The sequence below is a fragment of the Streptococcus wuxiensis genome, from assembly GCF_040888245.1.
Taxonomy (GTDB): Bacteria; Bacillota; Bacilli; order Lactobacillales; family Streptococcaceae; genus Streptococcus; species Streptococcus wuxiensis.
This window is the reverse complement of the sequence record NZ_JBFNFE010000004.1, coordinates 128305-142587: the sequence shown is the minus strand read 5'-3', so window position 1 is coordinate 142587 and position 14283 is coordinate 128305. Positions and strand designations below refer to the sequence as shown.

The window sequence follows — 14283 nt, the reverse complement described above, 5'->3', positions numbered from 1 at the left end:
AATGTAGGCGTCATTAAATTTAAAAATAGGGATAGTTTAAGATGAAATCAAAAAAATATATAGTAACAAGCATAGCGACAGCAACACTTGGACTTGCTTTGCTTACAGATACAGCAGGTATGTCCCCTTTTTCAATACAGCAAGTTTCTGCTCAAGAAAAGAGTACGCCTAAGAATGGTAACGTAAAAGAAAATAATTTACCTAAGCAATCAGAGAAGCCTAAAGATAGTGCTCCAAATCAATCAGAGAAGCCTAAAGATAGTGCTCCAAATCAATCAGAGAAGCCTAAAGATAGTGCTCCATAACAATCAGAGAAGCCTAAAGAGAGTGCTCCAAAACAATCAGAGAAGCCTAAGGATAGTGCTCCAAAACAATCAGAAAAACCTAAATCTAGCGCTCCAAAACAAACAGAGAAGCCTAAATCTAACGCTCCAAAACAGTCAGAGAAGCCTAAATCTAGCGCTCCAAAACAATCAGATAAGCCAAAAACTAGCACTCCAAAACAAACAGAGAAGCCTAAATCTAACGCTCCAAAACAGTCAGAGAAGCCTAAATCTAGCGCTCCAAAACAATCAGATAAGCCAAAAACTAGCACTCCAAAACAAACAGAGAAGCCTAAATCTAACGCTCCAAAACAGTCAGAGAAGCCTAAATCTAGCGCTCCAAAACAATCAGATAAGCCAAAAACTAGCACTCCAAAACAAACAGAGAAGCCTAAATCTAACGCTCCAAAACAGTCAGAGAAGCCTAAATCTAGCGCTCCAAAACAATCAGAAAAGCCAAAAACTAGCACTCCAAAACAAACAGAGAAGCCTAAATCTAGCGCTCCAAAACAAACAGAGAAGCCTCAATCTAGCGCTCCAAAGCAAACAGAGAAGCCTGAATCTAGCGCTCCAAAACAATCAGATAAGCCAAAAACTAGCACTCCAAAACAAACAGAGAAGCCTAAATCTAGCACTCCAAAGCAATCAGAGAAATCCAAAGGTACTGCACCAAAGCAATCTGATAAACAAAAAAATACGACACCTAAACAGGATAAGCCAAAGTCTACAGTCCAATCTGGCTGGGTAGGGTCTTCGTACTATGAAAATGGTGTTAAAGTCACTAATAAGTGGATTTTTGATAAAAAAGCTAATTCTTATTTCTACCTAAATGCTTCGGGAAACGCTGTCCGAAATGCTTGGGTAGGGAATTACTATCTTAAATCAGATGGTAAGAGGGCAAAAAGCGATTGGATCTATGATAAAAATTCTGGTTCTTATTACTATTTGACAGCTGAAGGAAGTTCTGCCCGTAATAAATGGATAGGAAATTACTATCTAAAATCAGACGGTAAGATGGCCAAGAATGAATGGGTAGATGGTGGCCGTTCCTATGTTGAATCAGATGGTAAAAAGGCTAGGGATAAATGGGTAGATGGTGGCCGTTCCTATGTTGAATCAGATGGTAAAAAGGCTAGGGATAAATGGGTAGATGGTGGCCGTTACTCTGTTGAATCAGATGGTAAAATGGCTAGGGATAAATGGGTAGATGGTAGCCGTTACTATGTGGGAAACAATGGTGTCCGGCAACCAAAACCAGCAGTCGGGAATCAAAACAATGCTGCTTTAACTAAAGCGAAAAGCTATAATTCGGCTTTACATATGTCAAAAAAAGCTCTTTATGAACAGTTAACATCACAAGTTACTCATGGTTTTTCAAGCTCAGCAGCACAGTATGCCATTGATCACTTGAATGCGGATTACAAAGCAAATGCCTTAGTTAAAGCAAGAGAATACCGAAAATACAGCAATTTATCAAAGAAAGAAATTTATGAGAGGCTAACTTCTCCTCGTATTGGAAAATTTACAAAAGAAGAAGCAAACTATGCCATTCAAAAACTAGATTTAACACCAGAAGGAAGCCCTGCCCGCAATAAATGGGTAGGATACTATTATTATAAATCAGATGGTAAGATGGCCAAGAATGAATGGGTAGATGGTGGCCGTTACTATGTTGAATCAGATGGTAAAATGGCTAGGGATAAATGGGTAGATGGTGGCCGTTACTATGTGGGATACAATGGTGTATGGCAACCAAAACCAGCAGTCGGGAATCAGTACAATGCTGCTTTAACTAAAGCGAAAAGCTATAATTCGGCTTTACATATGTCAAAAAAAGCTCTTTATGAACAGTTAACATCACAAGTTACACATGGTTTTTCAAGCTCAGCAGCACAGTATGCCATTGATCACTTGAACGCAGATTACAAAGCAAATGCCTTAGTTAAAGCAAGAGAATACCGAAAATACAGTAATTTATCAAAAACAGAAATTTATAACAGGCTAACTTCTCCTTGGATTGGAAAATTTACAAAAGAAGAAGCAAACTATGCCATTCAAAAACTAGGGGATAAATAGTTATTGATTATTAGATGTAACTTTTTCATGCCAAACTTTGTCAGCAAGAAGCTGATTTGAAGCAGTCCTTTACCTACTTTAAGACGACATACCGACCACATTTGACAGTGGGAGAGCAGGAAATTATCTATCACACTGCTGATGGAAAATTGCTTGAAACCTCTATTGGGAATCTGGTCTTAAAAATGAATAGCAAGATCTATACCCCACCTAGTACACTTGGCATTTTACCAGGGATTTATCGTCAACACTTGCTTGAAAATGGGCAAGTGGAAGAAAAAATCTTAACCATAGAAGATTTGAAGCAAGCAGAAACTGTCTATGGCTGTAATGCAGTTAGGGGCTTGTATGAATTGAAAATAGATTTTTAAAACTCTGTATATTAATTATGATTAATTGTTTGAATTGTAGAATAAAGTTTGATAGAATAAAAGTAAAACGATTTCATTTTTAGGAGGATATGATGAGAAACAAAGGTCTTTTTAAAGCTAGCTTGCTAAGTCTTCCAATTTTAGTTATGCTCGTTCAACCCGTTAATGCTGAAGAAAACATACATTTTTCTAGTTGTACGGAAGCCTGGCGAAATGGCTACTCCGATATTCATAGAGGAGAACCTGGATATTCTTATAGACTAGACAAAGATGGTGACGGGGTTGCTTGTGAACGTTCAAAAGCTCCTCGCGGCGTATTTAAACCGCGCCAATCAAATTCTCAAGCAAGGCAAACAACTAGTGGTTGGATAAATAAAGATGGGTATTGGTACTATCTAAAAGCAGATGGTTCTTATGTAAAAAATAGTTGGAATGGTAATTACTATCTTAAGTCAGATGGCAAAATGGCTAAGAATGAGTGGATTTATGATGGAGCTTACCAAGGCTGGTATTATTTTAAATCAGATGGATCCTATGCTAAAAACAGCTGGCAAGGCAACTAGTAGCTTAAATCAGACGGTAAAATGGCTAAAAGCGAATGGCTATATGATAGCACCTACCGAGCTTGGTATTACCTTAAATCAGATGGATCCTATGCTAAAAACAGCTGGCAAGGCAACTATTATCTTAAATCAGACGGTAAAATGGCTAAAAGCGAATGGCTTTATGATAGCACCTACCGAGGTTGGTATTACCTTAAATCAGATGGATCCTATTAAATCAGATGGATCCTATGCTAAAAACAGCTGGCAAGGCAACTATTATCTTAAATCAGACGGTAAAATGGCTAAAAGCGAATGGCTTTATGATAGCACCTACCAAGGTTGGTATTACCTTAAATCAGATGGATCCTATGCTAGAAACAGCTGGCAAGGCAACTATTATCTTAAATCAGACGGTAAAATGGCTAAAAGCGAATGGCTTTATGATAGCACCTACCGAGGTTGGTATTACCTTAAATCAGATGGATCCTATGCTAGAAACAGCTGGCAAGGCAACTATTATCTTAAATCAGACGGTAAAATGGCTAAAAGCGAATGGCTTTATGATAGCACCTACCGAGGTTGGTATTACCTTAAATCAGATGGATCCTACGCAAAAAACAGCTGGCAAGGTAATTACTACCTTAAGTCAGATGGTAAAATGGCTAAGAACGAATGGGTTTATGACAGAGCTTATCAAGCTTGGTATTATCTTAAGTCCGATGGCTCCTATGCTAAAAACAGCTGGCAAGGTAATTACTATCTCAAGTCAGATGGTAAAATGGCCAAGAATGAATGGGTCGATGGCGGTCGATACTTTGTTGGTGTCGATGGTAGTTGGCAAAAACAGAAGGATGATAAGCAAACTACAACACAATCTATCACAACACAAACTACCACAACTGAACCAGCAACACAATCTACTACAACTGAACCAACAACACAAACTACCACAACTCAGCCAACCACTAATTAGGATGATTTTGAATATATAATCCTAAAAAATAAAATATCATAGAAAATCATGAAACCCTTTGCCTAGTCAAAGGGTTTTTGATATACTATTCCTGTAGGTATTTAAAAAAGATTGAAAATATAAAGGAGAAAAAGATGAGTCAAAAGATTATTGGGATTGACCTTGGTGGAACTTCTGTCAAGTTTGCAATTTTAACTCAAGAAGGAGAAATCCAAGAAAAATGGTCTATTAAGACTAACATTTTGGATGAAGGAAGCCATATCGTAGACGATATGATTGAATCAATTCAACATCGTTTGAACTTGCTTGGATTGTCAGCTACGGATTTCCAAGGGATTGGTATGGGTTCACCTGGTGTGGTTGACCGTGAAAAAGGAACTGTTATCGGTGCCTACAACCTCAACTGGAAAACTCTTCAACCGATCAAAGAGAAAATGGAAAAAGCCTTGGGTATTCCATTCTTTATCGACAATGACGCCAACGTAGCTGCTCTTGGTGAGCGTTGGATGGGTGCTGGTGAAAACCAACCAGACGTTGTCTTTATGACTCTGGGTACAGGTGTTGGTGGCGGTATCGTGGCAGAAGGGAAATTGCTCCACGGTGTTGCAGGTGCTGCAGGTGAACTTGGACATATCACAGTTGACTTTGACCAACCAATCGCATGTACGTGTGGTAAAAAAGGTTGTCTTGAGACAGTAGCTTCAGCTACAGGGATTGTCAACTTGACTCGTCGTTATGCAGATGAATACGAAGGCGATGCAGAGTTGAAACGCTTGATTGATGACGGAGAAGAAGTAACAGCTAAAACTGTCTTTGACTTGGCAAAAGAAGGGGACGACCTTGCTTTGATCGTTTACCGTAACTTCTCACGTTACTTGGGTATTGCATGTGCCAACATTGGTTCCATCCTAAACCCATCAACAATCGTTATCGGTGGTGGTGTATCAGCTGCAGGAGACTTCCTTCTTCAAGGCGTGCAAAAGGTTTATGATGAAAATACCTTCCCACAAGTTCGTACAACAACTAAATTGGCTCTTGCAACTCTAGGTAATGACGCTGGAGTTATCGGAGCAGCATCTCTTGTCTTGCAATAAGAAACAAAATAAGGAGAAAATCACTATCTTGGAGCGAGTGATTTTCCTCCTTTCTTTTTTTATGCTATACTAGTTAAGAATAAACGTTGAGGAGAGAGTAAATGACAAAAGCAGATAAGATTTTTAAAGAAAATATTGAGCGAATTCTCAATGAAGGTGTCTTTTCAGAACAAGCTCGTCCCAAGTATAAGGATGGAACAGTAGCTAACTCCAAGTACATTACAGGTGCTTTTGCGGAGTATGATTTGTCCAAGGGTGAATTTCCCATCACAACCCTACGTCCAATTGCTATCAAATCAGCTATCAAAGAAGTTCTTTGGATCTACCAAGACCAGACAAATAGCCTAGAAGTTCTCAATGACAAGTACAATGTTCACTACTGGAATGATTGGGAAGTTGGAGATACAGGGACAATCGGTGAGCGTTATGGGGCTGTGGTTAAAAAGCACGACATCATTAACAAGATTCTCAAACAGTTAGAAGCTAATCCTTGGAACCGTCGCAATATCATCTCTCTCTGGGATTACCAAGCTTTTGAGGAAACAGACGGCCTTCTTCCATGTGCCTTCCAGACCATGTTTGATGTCCGTCGTGTAGATGGGGACATCTATCTGGATGCAACCTTGACCCAGCGTTCTAATGATATGCTGGTGGCCCACCATATCAATGCCATGCAGTATGTGGCTCTTCAAATGATGATTGCCAAACACTTTGGTTGGAAAGTTGGGAAATTCTTCTACTTTATCAATAACCTTCATATCTATGACAATCAATTTGAACAAGCTCAGGAATTGCTCCGTCGTGAACCTTCAAATTGCCAACCACGTTTGGTCTTGAATGTACCAGACAAGACCAACTTCTTTGATATTAAAGCAGAGGATTTTGAGTTGGTTGACTATGATCCAGTGAAACCGCAGTTGAAGTTTGACCTAGCTATTTAATATTCTTCGAAAATCTCTTCGAACCACGTCAGCGTCGCCTTACCGTAGATATATGTAACTGACTTCGTCAGTCATATCTACAACCTCAAAGCAGTGCTTTGAGCAACCTACGGCTAGCTTCCGCGTTTGCTCTTTGATTTTCATTGAGTATAAAAGAATAGAAAAAAAAGAAGTTGGAAATTCCAACTTCTTTTTTTTAATTAGCGTGATACGCGACGGCGAGCTGCTTTTTTACGATTTTCTTCGATGAAAGCTGCTTTTTGTTCTTCTGGTTCAATCACTTTCTTTTTGAATGCGTATACTGCACCTGCAACAGCAGCAACAGTTCCTGCAACACCTGTTACGAGACCTTTAGCAAATCCTTTAGCCATGAGTCTTCCTCCTTTTATTTATAAATCAGACGGAAAAAGCTTAAGATATAGCATTTTTCTGACTGTGCTTTTTGTGATATAATAATAGTAACGAAAAAATGGGAATTTTTCAAGGAAAAACGATGAAAAGCAAAATAATTGTGATTGTTGGCCCAACAGCTGTTGGAAAGACTGCCCTAGCCATTGAAGTTGCTCAGCGATTCAATGGTGAAGTAGTCAGTGGGGATAGCCAACAAGTATACCGAGGACTGGATATTGGAACAGCAAAGGCTAGTCCGGAGGAGCAGGCAACTGTCCCTCATCATTTGATTGATGTGAGAGATGTAACCGAGTCTTACTCGGCTTTTGATTTTGTTTCTGAAGCCAAGATGGCCATTGAGGATATTCAAAATCGTGGTAAACTTGCTATTATCGCTGGTGGAACAGGCCTTTATATTCAGAGTCTACTAGAGGGATATCATCTAGGTGGAGAGACACCACACGAGGATATTTTAGCCTACCGAGCTAGCTTAGAACCTGTTTCAGATGAGGAGTTAGTTCATCTCGTAGAGAAAGCAGGTCTTGAAATTCCCCAATTTAATCGTCGTCGTGCTATGCGTGCCTTGGAAATTGCTCATTTTGGTCGAGACTTGGAAAATCAAGAAAGTTTATATGATCCGCTGATTATTTGCTTGGATGATGAGCGTAGTCAGCTTTATGAGCGTATCAATCACAGAGTGGACCTGATGTTTGAAGCTGGACTTCTAGACGAAGCCAAGTGGTTGTTTGACCATTATCCAGATGTGCAGGCTGCTAAAGGGATTGGCTACAAGGAACTCTTTCCCTATTTTCGAGGAGAGCAGAGTTTGAAGGAGGCTAGCGATAGTCTCAAGCAGGCGACTCGTCGATTTGCCAAGCGCCAGCTAACCTGGTTCCGTAATCGCATGCAGGTGACCTTTTATCAGATAGGAGAATCTGGTGTAAAAGACCGTATTTTAAGCCAGATTGAGGAGTTTTTAAATGATTGAAACGGAGAAAAAAGAGGAGCGAGTCCTGCTCATTGGTGTTGAACTCCAGGGCATGGATAATTTTGACCTCTCCATGGAAGAGCTGGCTAGTCTGGCTAAGACAGCTGGAGCTGTTGTAGTTGATAGCTACAGACAGAAGCGTGAAAAATACGATTCTAAGACATTTGTTGGTTCTGGTAAGTTGGAAGAAATTGCTCAAATGGTGGACGCAGAAGAAATCACGACTGTCATCGTCAATAACCGTCTGACACCACGGCAAAATATTAACCTAGAGGAAGTTCTCGGTGTCAAGGTCATTGACCGTATGCAGTTGATTTTAGATATCTTTGCTATGAGAGCTCGAAGCCATGAAGGTAAGCTACAAGTTCATCTTGCACAACTCAAGTATCTCTTGCCTCGTTTGGTTGGTCAGGGGATTATGCTCAGCCGTCAGGCAGGGGGAATTGGTTCCCGTGGTCCAGGTGAAAGTCAGCTGGAGCTTAACCGTCGTAGTGTTCGCAACCAGATTACAGATATCGAACGTCAACTCAAGGTGGTTGAGAAAAACCGAGCGACAGTTCGAGAAAAACGTTTGGAGTCAAGTACCTTTAAGATTGGTTTGATTGGTTACACCAATGCTGGGAAGTCAACTATTATGAATACTTTGACCAGCAAGACCCAGTATGAAGCGGATGAGCTTTTTGCAACTCTAGATGCGACAACTAAAAGCATCCATCTGGGGGGCAATCTACAGGTAACCTTGACAGATACCGTTGGATTTATCCAAGACCTACCGACAGAGTTGGTGTCTAGTTTTAAATCAACCTTGGAAGAAAGCAAGCATGTAGATCTCCTGGTCCATGTCATCGATGCTAGCAATCCTTACCATGAGGAACATGAAAAAACGGTCCTCTCCATCATGAAAGATTTGGAAATGGAGGATATTCCTCGCTTAACCCTTTATAATAAAGCAGATTTGGTGGAGGATTTCACACCTACTCAAACGCCTTATGCATTGATTTCTGCTAAATCTAAGGATAGTCGCGAACAGCTGCAGGCTTTATTGCTAGATAAGATTAAGGAAATTTTTGAACCCTTTACTCTGCGCGTGCCTTTTTCTAAATCTTACAAAATTCATGATTTAGAAAGTGTAGCGGTTCTGGAAGAACGTGATTACCAAGATGATGGCGAAGTCATTACAGGTTACATTTCTGAGAAAAATAAATGGAGATTAGAAGAATTTTATGACTGATATCAAAACGTTAGCTCTCAAATATGGTGGCTATACAAGTCTAGACAAGGTCTATCTGGACCAATTTTTAGCTGGTAGATCTGAAGAGGAGCAACTAGCTCTCATTACACCTCCACCCAGCGTAGTGAATGCCTACTTTGCCGAGCTCTACCAGAAAAAAAGTCCTGAAGCTGCGACGGATTATTTTTCAGAAGTCAGCCAAGAACTGAACCTCTATAATGCTGAGCCAAGTTTCGCTTTGGAAAGCAAGCCCTTTATTCGCCTCAATCTATCTGGTAAATCCTTTGGATTTTGCTACGAGAAAGAAGGACTAGGTCGCATTTTCTCAGAGAACGAGGAAGCAATTACGGATGAATTACTCTTTGAGATAGCGCAAATTTTTCCTCATCAGCTAGTTTTTGTGGAGTCTGGGAAGATTTACATGAAGGCGATTGGAGAAGAGGAAGTTGTTAACGTGGAAAATCTCACAGCTTTGACAGATTTGGAAACCTTGGCAGATGGAAGCAAGCGACTTAAAGGCTACAGCCAAGAGGATTTACTACAAGAAGCTAGAGCGTTTTCTGGCAAGTTTTATTATCGCTCGGAAAATAGAACTGCTATGTTATATATTGATTAATTAGAAAGTATCGAATGGATATTCAATTTTTAGGAACTGGGGCTGGTCAGCCCTCTAAAGCCCGCAACGTTTCAAGTCTCGCCCTGAAACTCTTGGACGAGATTAACGAAGTTTGGCTCTTTGACTGTGGAGAAGGAACGCAAAATCGCATTCTGGAAACTACGATTCGACCACGAAAGATCAGCAAAATCTTTATCACCCACTTGCATGGAGATCATATCTTTGGATTGCCTGGTTTTCTCTCTAGTCGTGCCTTTCAAGCCAATGAAGAGCAGACAGATTTGGAAATCTATGGTCCCCAAGGCATTAAATCTTTTGTCTTGACAAGTCTACGAGTGTCAGGTTCACGCCTGCCCTATAAGATTCATTTCCATGAGTTCGACCAAGTTTCTCTAGGGAAAATTCTTGAAACCGATAAATTTACAGTTTATGCGGAAGAGTTGGATCACACTATTTTCTGTGTTGGCTACCGTGTCATGCAAAAGGATCTAGAAGGCACTCTGGATGCTGAAAAATTAAAGGCTGCCGGTGTACCATTTGGACCACTCTTTGGAAAAATCAAAAACGGGCAGGATGTCATCCTAGAAGACGGCACCGAGATTAAGGCAGCAGACTATATCTCAGCCCCACGCCCTGGTAAGATTATCACTATCTTAGGTGACACTCGAAAAACTAATGCCAGCGTGCGTCTGGCTGTCAATGCAGATGTCCTTGTCCATGAATCCACTTATGGTAAAGGTGATGAGAAAATTGCCCGCAATCATGGCCACTCAACCAATATGCAGGCTGCGCAGGTGGCAACAGAAGCGGGAGCCAAACGACTCTTGCTCAACCATATCAGCGCCCGTTTTCTTTCAAAAGATATCAGCCAGCTTAAGAAAGATGCTGCAACGGTTTTTGAAAACGTCCATGTGGTCAAAGACTTGGAAGAAGTGGAAATCTAGAAGATTGAGAAAGGAAAAGTATGTCTACTATTCTCATTACAGGTGCTAGCGGGGGTCTAGCCCAAGAAATGGTCAAACTCTTGCCTCAAGACCAACTCATTTTGCTAGGTAGAAATAAGGAAAAACTAGTTCAACTATACGGAAATCATCCTCAGGCTGAATTGGTTGAGATTGATATTACCGATGCTCAAGCCTTAGAAGAACTAGTTGTTGAACTTTACCAGCGTTATGGCAAGATTGATGTTTTAATTAACAACGCTGGTTACGGAATTTTTGAAGATTTTGACAAGATTTCTAATCAAGACATTCATCAAATGTTTGAGGTTAACACCTTTGCTCTCATGAATCTATCACGTTTGGTTGCTTCTCGTATGAAGGAGACTCGAAAAGGCCATATCATCAATATCGTCAGCATGGCAGGATTGATTGCGACTTGCAAGTCTAGTCTATACTCTGCGACCAAGTTTGCGGCTATCGGTTTTTCAAATGCTCTTCGACTTGAGCTCATGCCCTATGGTGTCTATGTGACAACTGTTAATCCAGGACCTATCCGTACAGGATTTTTTGACCAGGCAGACCCAGATGGGACCTACCTCAAATCGGTCGATCGCTTCCTACTCGAGCCAGATGCAGTAGCTAAAAAAATTGTTAAGACTATAGGCAAAAACAAACGCGAGCTCAATCTCCCAGCCTTGCTAAATTTAGCTCATAAATTTTATACCTTCTTTCCCAAGTTAGCAGATAAGTTGGCAGGAGAAACTTTTAATTATAAGTGAAAAGGCTGTTCCCTTGAGGAATGGCTTTTTATTTTTTTCGGTTGCTAAATTGTAGAAAAATACCACATGATAAACAGGCAGTTTATAACGATTAAGCCCATTTAAGGTATAAATAGAGATAAGAAAGCAGAAAAGAGAGGATAAACTTCGAGTCTAACATAACTGAAAGTATATCTATAGCCGAAGCTTATGAAGTCAAGATAAAATAGGATTAAAAGAACTTGCCCTTTGTCAGATTGATTAGACTGTAAATTGGAGTTAGGAATATTCTTAGAATAGATGAAGAAAATAAAAAAAAGTAAAAATGTTAAAACATCTTGACATTTTATCGATTTAGAGTATAATAAGAAATGTAAAGAGCTCTTGACATTATTACAAAAATTTGGAGGAACAAAGCCATGAAAAAGATGGATGAAATGGACAGAGATATTCAGTTGCGTTCTGAGGAGTGGGGCTATAAAACAGCGCTTTTGGGTTTATGTGCATGGACAGGATTTAATATCTATCAAGCACTTGTTGGTGGTGGCAAACTTGAAATGCTTCCTTGCTTAATTTTGATCTTATCTGTAAGTGTGCAAGGATTTGCTCAAACCGCAATGAAACGTAATATGATTGCTGGTGATGAAGAGTATAAAGAACCAAATAAACTTGTTCAAGGAGTGATTTTGATGGTTGTTATCCTTATCGTAGTATTGGCTGTTGGCGTTTATTTTTTTCAGAAAGACTAATGCTGTATGAAAAATAATATCAAACAGTTAAGAAAATCTGAGGGACTACGTCAGGAAGATATGGCAAAAATATTAGGCGTTAGTCGACAAACCATTATTGCTATCGAGAATGACAAGTACAATCCTACACTTGAACTAGCAATGAAAATTGCAAGGCTGCTACGACTACATGTTGAAGAAATTTTCATTTTAGAAGATTAAAGATATCAGATAGCATTTATTCTAATCATCTGATTCGTAATGATGGAGAGTTTTCCGGTTCATGGAAACTCTCTTTTTAAAGCTCTTAAAGAGTCTACTCAATTTTACCTTGTCCATCTATATATCTATCTATCTATCGTAAAACTGGTATAAAAATTGCAAATCGAATCTTAAAATAGTATACTAGTTCTGTTAGTTATGAAACGTTTGCGTTTTATTAATTTTAGGAGACAAATGATGGAATTAACAGCCATTTATCATAGACCAGAATCAGAGTATGCTTATCTTTACAAAGAAGGTCAGCTACATATCCGAATCAGAACCAAGAAAAATGATGTCCAGAAGGTTATCTTACACTATGGAGATCCCTTTATTTTCATTGAGGATAAGTATGAAGCCAAGAAAGAAATGACTAAAGTAACCTCGGATGCTTTATTTGATTATTGGCAGGTTACGGTCTCTGTTGATTTTGCACGGATTCAATATCTCTTTGAGCTCCTTGATAAAGAAGGTCAAGGTGTTTTTTACGGTGATAAGGGTTGCGTAGAACATACTCAAGAAAACTTGGATGCTGATGGAAACGGCTTTAAACTTCCATACATTCACGAAATCGACGGATGTCAGGTTCCTAGCTGGGTTTCAAATACCGTTTGGTATCAAATTTTCCCAGAACGATTTGCTAATGGAAATCCTAATTTGACTCCAGATGGAGCTCGAGAGTGGGATGCTGTTATTGCACCTAACATGGATGATTTTTTTGGTGGAGATTTACAAGGGATTATTGACCATTTAGACTATCTTAAAGATTTGGGAATCACTGGACTTTACCTATGTCCAATTTTTGAAGCAACGACCAATCACAAGTATGATACGACGGATTATTTTGGAATTGACCATCACTTTGGAGACAAGGAAGTCTTTCGTAATCTAGTCGAGGAAGCCCACAAACGGGGCATCAAGATTATGCTAGATGCTGTTTTCAATCATATCGGCTACCAGTCTGCCCAATGGCAGGATGTTCTAAAGAATGGAGAAAAGTCACCTTATAAAGATTGGTTCCATATTCAAGAATTCCCAATTACAGAGGATAAACTTAAGAGCCCAAGAGAACTCCCTTATCATACCTTTGCCTTTGCTAGCTATATGCCTAAGTTGAATACAGCTAATCCGGAGGTTAGGGACTATCTTTTAAGTGTTGCGACCTACTGGATTGAAAATTTTGATATTGATGCTTGGCGCTTGGACGTTGCCAATGAAATTGACCATCAGTTCTGGAGAGATTTCAGAAAGGCAGTTCTAGCTAAAAAGCCTGATTTGTATATTTTAGGTGAAATCTGGCATACGTCTCAGCCTTGGCTACAAGGGGATGAGTTCCATGCGGTTATGAACTATCCACTCTCTGAAAGTATCAAGGATTATTTCTTGCGTCAGCGTAAAAAGACAGAGCAGTTTATTTCAGAAATCAACAGCCAGTCTATGTACTACAAGCAACAAATCTCAGAGGTGATGTTTAACCTTTTAGATTCTCATGATACAGAGCGTATCCTTACAACTGCCAAAGGAAATATCCAGCATGTCAAGGCTGCCCTAACTTTCCTCTATCTTCAAAAAGGGACCCCTTGTATCTATTACGGAACAGAGCTTGCATTAATAGGTGGACCAGACCCTGATTGCCGTCGTGTCATGCCTTGGGACCGTGTTTCTGAAGACAATGACATGCTGAATTTCATGAAGAAATTAATCAAGGTCCGTAAGGAAGTTGCAAGCATTATTCAGCATGGAAATTATCGCTTGGAAGAAGTGGAACCAGATGTTATTGCCTTGAGATGGAACTACCAAGGGAAAGAAGTTCAGGCCATCTTTAATCAGTCTTCTGAGAAATATACTTTAGACAGAGATTCAGTTGACTTAGCGAGCCATTGCCAGTTTGAAGATGGTCAGCAAGTCATCTTACCAGATGGATTTGTCATTACTGTTTCGAAATAAAGCAATCACCTGCAACAAGTATCTAGTTACAAAAAATGAAGGGATTATGTGACTTTAGATGCATAAAAAAACAAGAAGCTGTCCTCTAGTAGGACAGTTT

General features: G+C 39.7%; 15 protein-coding genes and 2 pseudogenes. 15 read left to right on the top strand and 2 right to left on the bottom strand.

Annotation, left to right across the window (positions count from 1 at the left end; translation table 11 throughout):
- Positions 1-41: 41 nt before the first annotated feature.
- Positions 42-305 carry a hypothetical protein gene (locus tag AB2B47_RS06235; RefSeq protein WP_320693878.1) on the top strand — a complete coding sequence of 88 codons (264 nt, stop codon included), beginning with the start codon at positions 42-44 and terminating at the stop codon, positions 303-305.
- On the opposite strand, the gene AB2B47_RS06230 is transcribed toward AB2B47_RS06235, so the two are convergent.
- Positions 272-793 (bottom strand): hypothetical protein, encoded by a 522-nt coding sequence (locus tag AB2B47_RS06230; RefSeq protein WP_320693877.1) that lies wholly within the window; start codon positions 791-793, stop codon positions 272-274. The two genes, AB2B47_RS06235 and AB2B47_RS06230, sit on opposite strands and share 34 nt — an antisense overlap.
- Before the next feature lie 382 nt (positions 794-1175).
- Here AB2B47_RS06230 and AB2B47_RS06225 point away from each other — a divergent pair.
- The 6 genes and pseudogenes from AB2B47_RS06225 to AB2B47_RS06195 form a co-directional block, all read left to right on the top strand.
- Positions 1176-2399 (top strand): annotated as a pseudogene (locus AB2B47_RS06225) (Ltp family lipoprotein); the annotation flags it as partial.
- 29 nt (positions 2400-2428) lie between these two features.
- A pseudogene (locus AB2B47_RS06220) lies at positions 2429-2770 on the top strand (aminotransferase class IV); the annotation flags it as partial.
- A gap of 92 nt (positions 2771-2862) precedes the next feature.
- The gene (locus AB2B47_RS06215) at positions 2863-3333 is read left to right on the top strand and encodes an excalibur calcium-binding domain-containing protein (protein WP_368037996.1); all 471 of its coding nucleotides are present in this window, start codon (positions 2863-2865) and stop codon (positions 3331-3333) included.
- Positions 3227-4288 carry a hypothetical protein gene (locus tag AB2B47_RS06205; RefSeq protein ID WP_463260677.1) on the top strand — a complete coding sequence of 354 codons (1062 nt, stop codon included), beginning with the start codon at positions 3227-3229 and terminating at the stop codon, positions 4286-4288. The genes AB2B47_RS06215 and AB2B47_RS06205 overlap by 107 nt, the downstream gene beginning before the upstream one ends.
- A 134-nt stretch (positions 4289-4422) precedes the next feature.
- A complete protein-coding gene (locus AB2B47_RS06200; protein WP_006151472.1) occupies positions 4423-5382 on the top strand; it encodes an ROK family glucokinase in 960 nt (319 codons plus the stop codon).
- 101 nt (positions 5383-5483) lie between these two features.
- Positions 5484-6323, top strand: coding sequence for a thymidylate synthase (locus AB2B47_RS06195; RefSeq protein ID WP_006148085.1), 840 nt, complete (start codon positions 5484-5486; stop codon positions 6321-6323).
- Positions 6324-6523: 200 nt separating this feature from the next.
- On the opposite strand, the gene AB2B47_RS06190 is transcribed toward AB2B47_RS06195, so the two are convergent.
- The gene (locus AB2B47_RS06190; RefSeq protein WP_001051780.1) at positions 6524-6694 is read right to left on the bottom strand and encodes a DUF3042 family protein; all 171 of its coding nucleotides are present in this window, start codon (positions 6692-6694) and stop codon (positions 6524-6526) included.
- A 122-nt stretch (positions 6695-6816) separates the two neighbouring features.
- Between AB2B47_RS06190 and miaA the strand changes: the two genes are divergently transcribed.
- From miaA to AB2B47_RS06150, 8 genes are all read left to right on the top strand, one after another.
- A complete protein-coding gene (miaA, locus tag AB2B47_RS06185) occupies positions 6817-7701 on the top strand; it encodes a tRNA (adenosine(37)-N6)-dimethylallyltransferase MiaA (protein WP_320693875.1) in 885 nt (294 codons plus the stop codon).
- Positions 7694-8932 carry a GTPase HflX gene (hflX, locus tag AB2B47_RS06180; RefSeq protein ID WP_320693874.1) on the top strand — a complete coding sequence of 413 codons (1239 nt, stop codon included), beginning with the start codon at positions 7694-7696 and terminating at the stop codon, positions 8930-8932. The genes miaA and hflX overlap by 8 nt, the downstream gene beginning before the upstream one ends.
- Entirely contained in the window at positions 8925-9548 is a 624-nt protein-coding gene (locus AB2B47_RS06175) for a cystathionine beta-lyase (protein WP_320693873.1), read from the top strand. The genes hflX and AB2B47_RS06175 overlap by 8 nt, the downstream gene beginning before the upstream one ends.
- Positions 9549-9562: 14 nt before the next feature.
- A complete protein-coding gene (rnz, locus tag AB2B47_RS06170; protein WP_320693872.1) occupies positions 9563-10492 on the top strand; it encodes a ribonuclease Z in 930 nt (309 codons plus the stop codon).
- Between the two features lie 20 nt (positions 10493-10512).
- The gene (locus AB2B47_RS06165; RefSeq protein ID WP_320693871.1) at positions 10513-11268 is read left to right on the top strand and encodes an SDR family NAD(P)-dependent oxidoreductase; all 756 of its coding nucleotides are present in this window, start codon (positions 10513-10515) and stop codon (positions 11266-11268) included.
- 398 nt (positions 11269-11666) lie between these two features.
- Positions 11667-11996: a hypothetical protein gene (locus AB2B47_RS06160; protein ID WP_320693870.1), complete on the top strand. Its 330-nt coding sequence runs from the start codon at positions 11667-11669 to the stop codon at positions 11994-11996.
- Positions 11997-12002: 6 nt separating this feature from the next.
- Positions 12003-12197 (top strand): helix-turn-helix transcriptional regulator, encoded by a 195-nt coding sequence (locus AB2B47_RS06155; RefSeq protein ID WP_006148098.1) that lies wholly within the window; start codon positions 12003-12005, stop codon positions 12195-12197.
- A 237-nt stretch (positions 12198-12434) separates the two neighbouring features.
- Positions 12435-14183: a glycoside hydrolase family 13 protein gene (locus AB2B47_RS06150; RefSeq protein WP_320693893.1), complete on the top strand. Its 1749-nt coding sequence runs from the start codon at positions 12435-12437 to the stop codon at positions 14181-14183.
- The last annotated feature ends 100 nt before the right edge of the window (positions 14184-14283 follow it).

Coding starts and splice junctions, on each gene's coding strand:
- AB2B47_RS06235 (WP_320693878.1), top strand. CDS start 42: ATGAAATCAAAAAAATATATAGTAACAAGCATAGCGACAGCAACACTT.
- AB2B47_RS06215 (WP_368037996.1), top strand. CDS start 2,863: ATGAGAAACAAAGGTCTTTTTAAAGCTAGCTTGCTAAGTCTTCCAATT.
- AB2B47_RS06205 (WP_463260677.1), top strand. CDS start 3,227: ATGGCAAAATGGCTAAGAATGAGTGGATTTATGATGGAGCTTACCAAG.
- AB2B47_RS06200 (WP_006151472.1), top strand. CDS start 4,423: ATGAGTCAAAAGATTATTGGGATTGACCTTGGTGGAACTTCTGTCAAG.
- AB2B47_RS06195 (WP_006148085.1), top strand. CDS start 5,484: ATGACAAAAGCAGATAAGATTTTTAAAGAAAATATTGAGCGAATTCTC.
- AB2B47_RS06190 (WP_001051780.1), bottom strand. CDS start 6,694: ATGGCTAAAGGATTTGCTAAAGGTCTCGTAACAGGTGTTGCAGGAACT.
- miaA (WP_320693875.1), top strand. CDS start 6,817: ATGAAAAGCAAAATAATTGTGATTGTTGGCCCAACAGCTGTTGGAAAG.
- hflX (WP_320693874.1), top strand. CDS start 7,694: ATGATTGAAACGGAGAAAAAAGAGGAGCGAGTCCTGCTCATTGGTGTT.
- AB2B47_RS06175 (WP_320693873.1), top strand. CDS start 8,925: ATGACTGATATCAAAACGTTAGCTCTCAAATATGGTGGCTATACAAGT.
- rnz (WP_320693872.1), top strand. CDS start 9,563: ATGGATATTCAATTTTTAGGAACTGGGGCTGGTCAGCCCTCTAAAGCC.
- AB2B47_RS06165 (WP_320693871.1), top strand. CDS start 10,513: ATGTCTACTATTCTCATTACAGGTGCTAGCGGGGGTCTAGCCCAAGAA.
- AB2B47_RS06160 (WP_320693870.1), top strand. CDS start 11,667: ATGAAAAAGATGGATGAAATGGACAGAGATATTCAGTTGCGTTCTGAG.
- AB2B47_RS06155 (WP_006148098.1), top strand. CDS start 12,003: ATGAAAAATAATATCAAACAGTTAAGAAAATCTGAGGGACTACGTCAG.
- AB2B47_RS06150 (WP_320693893.1), top strand. CDS start 12,435: ATGGAATTAACAGCCATTTATCATAGACCAGAATCAGAGTATGCTTAT.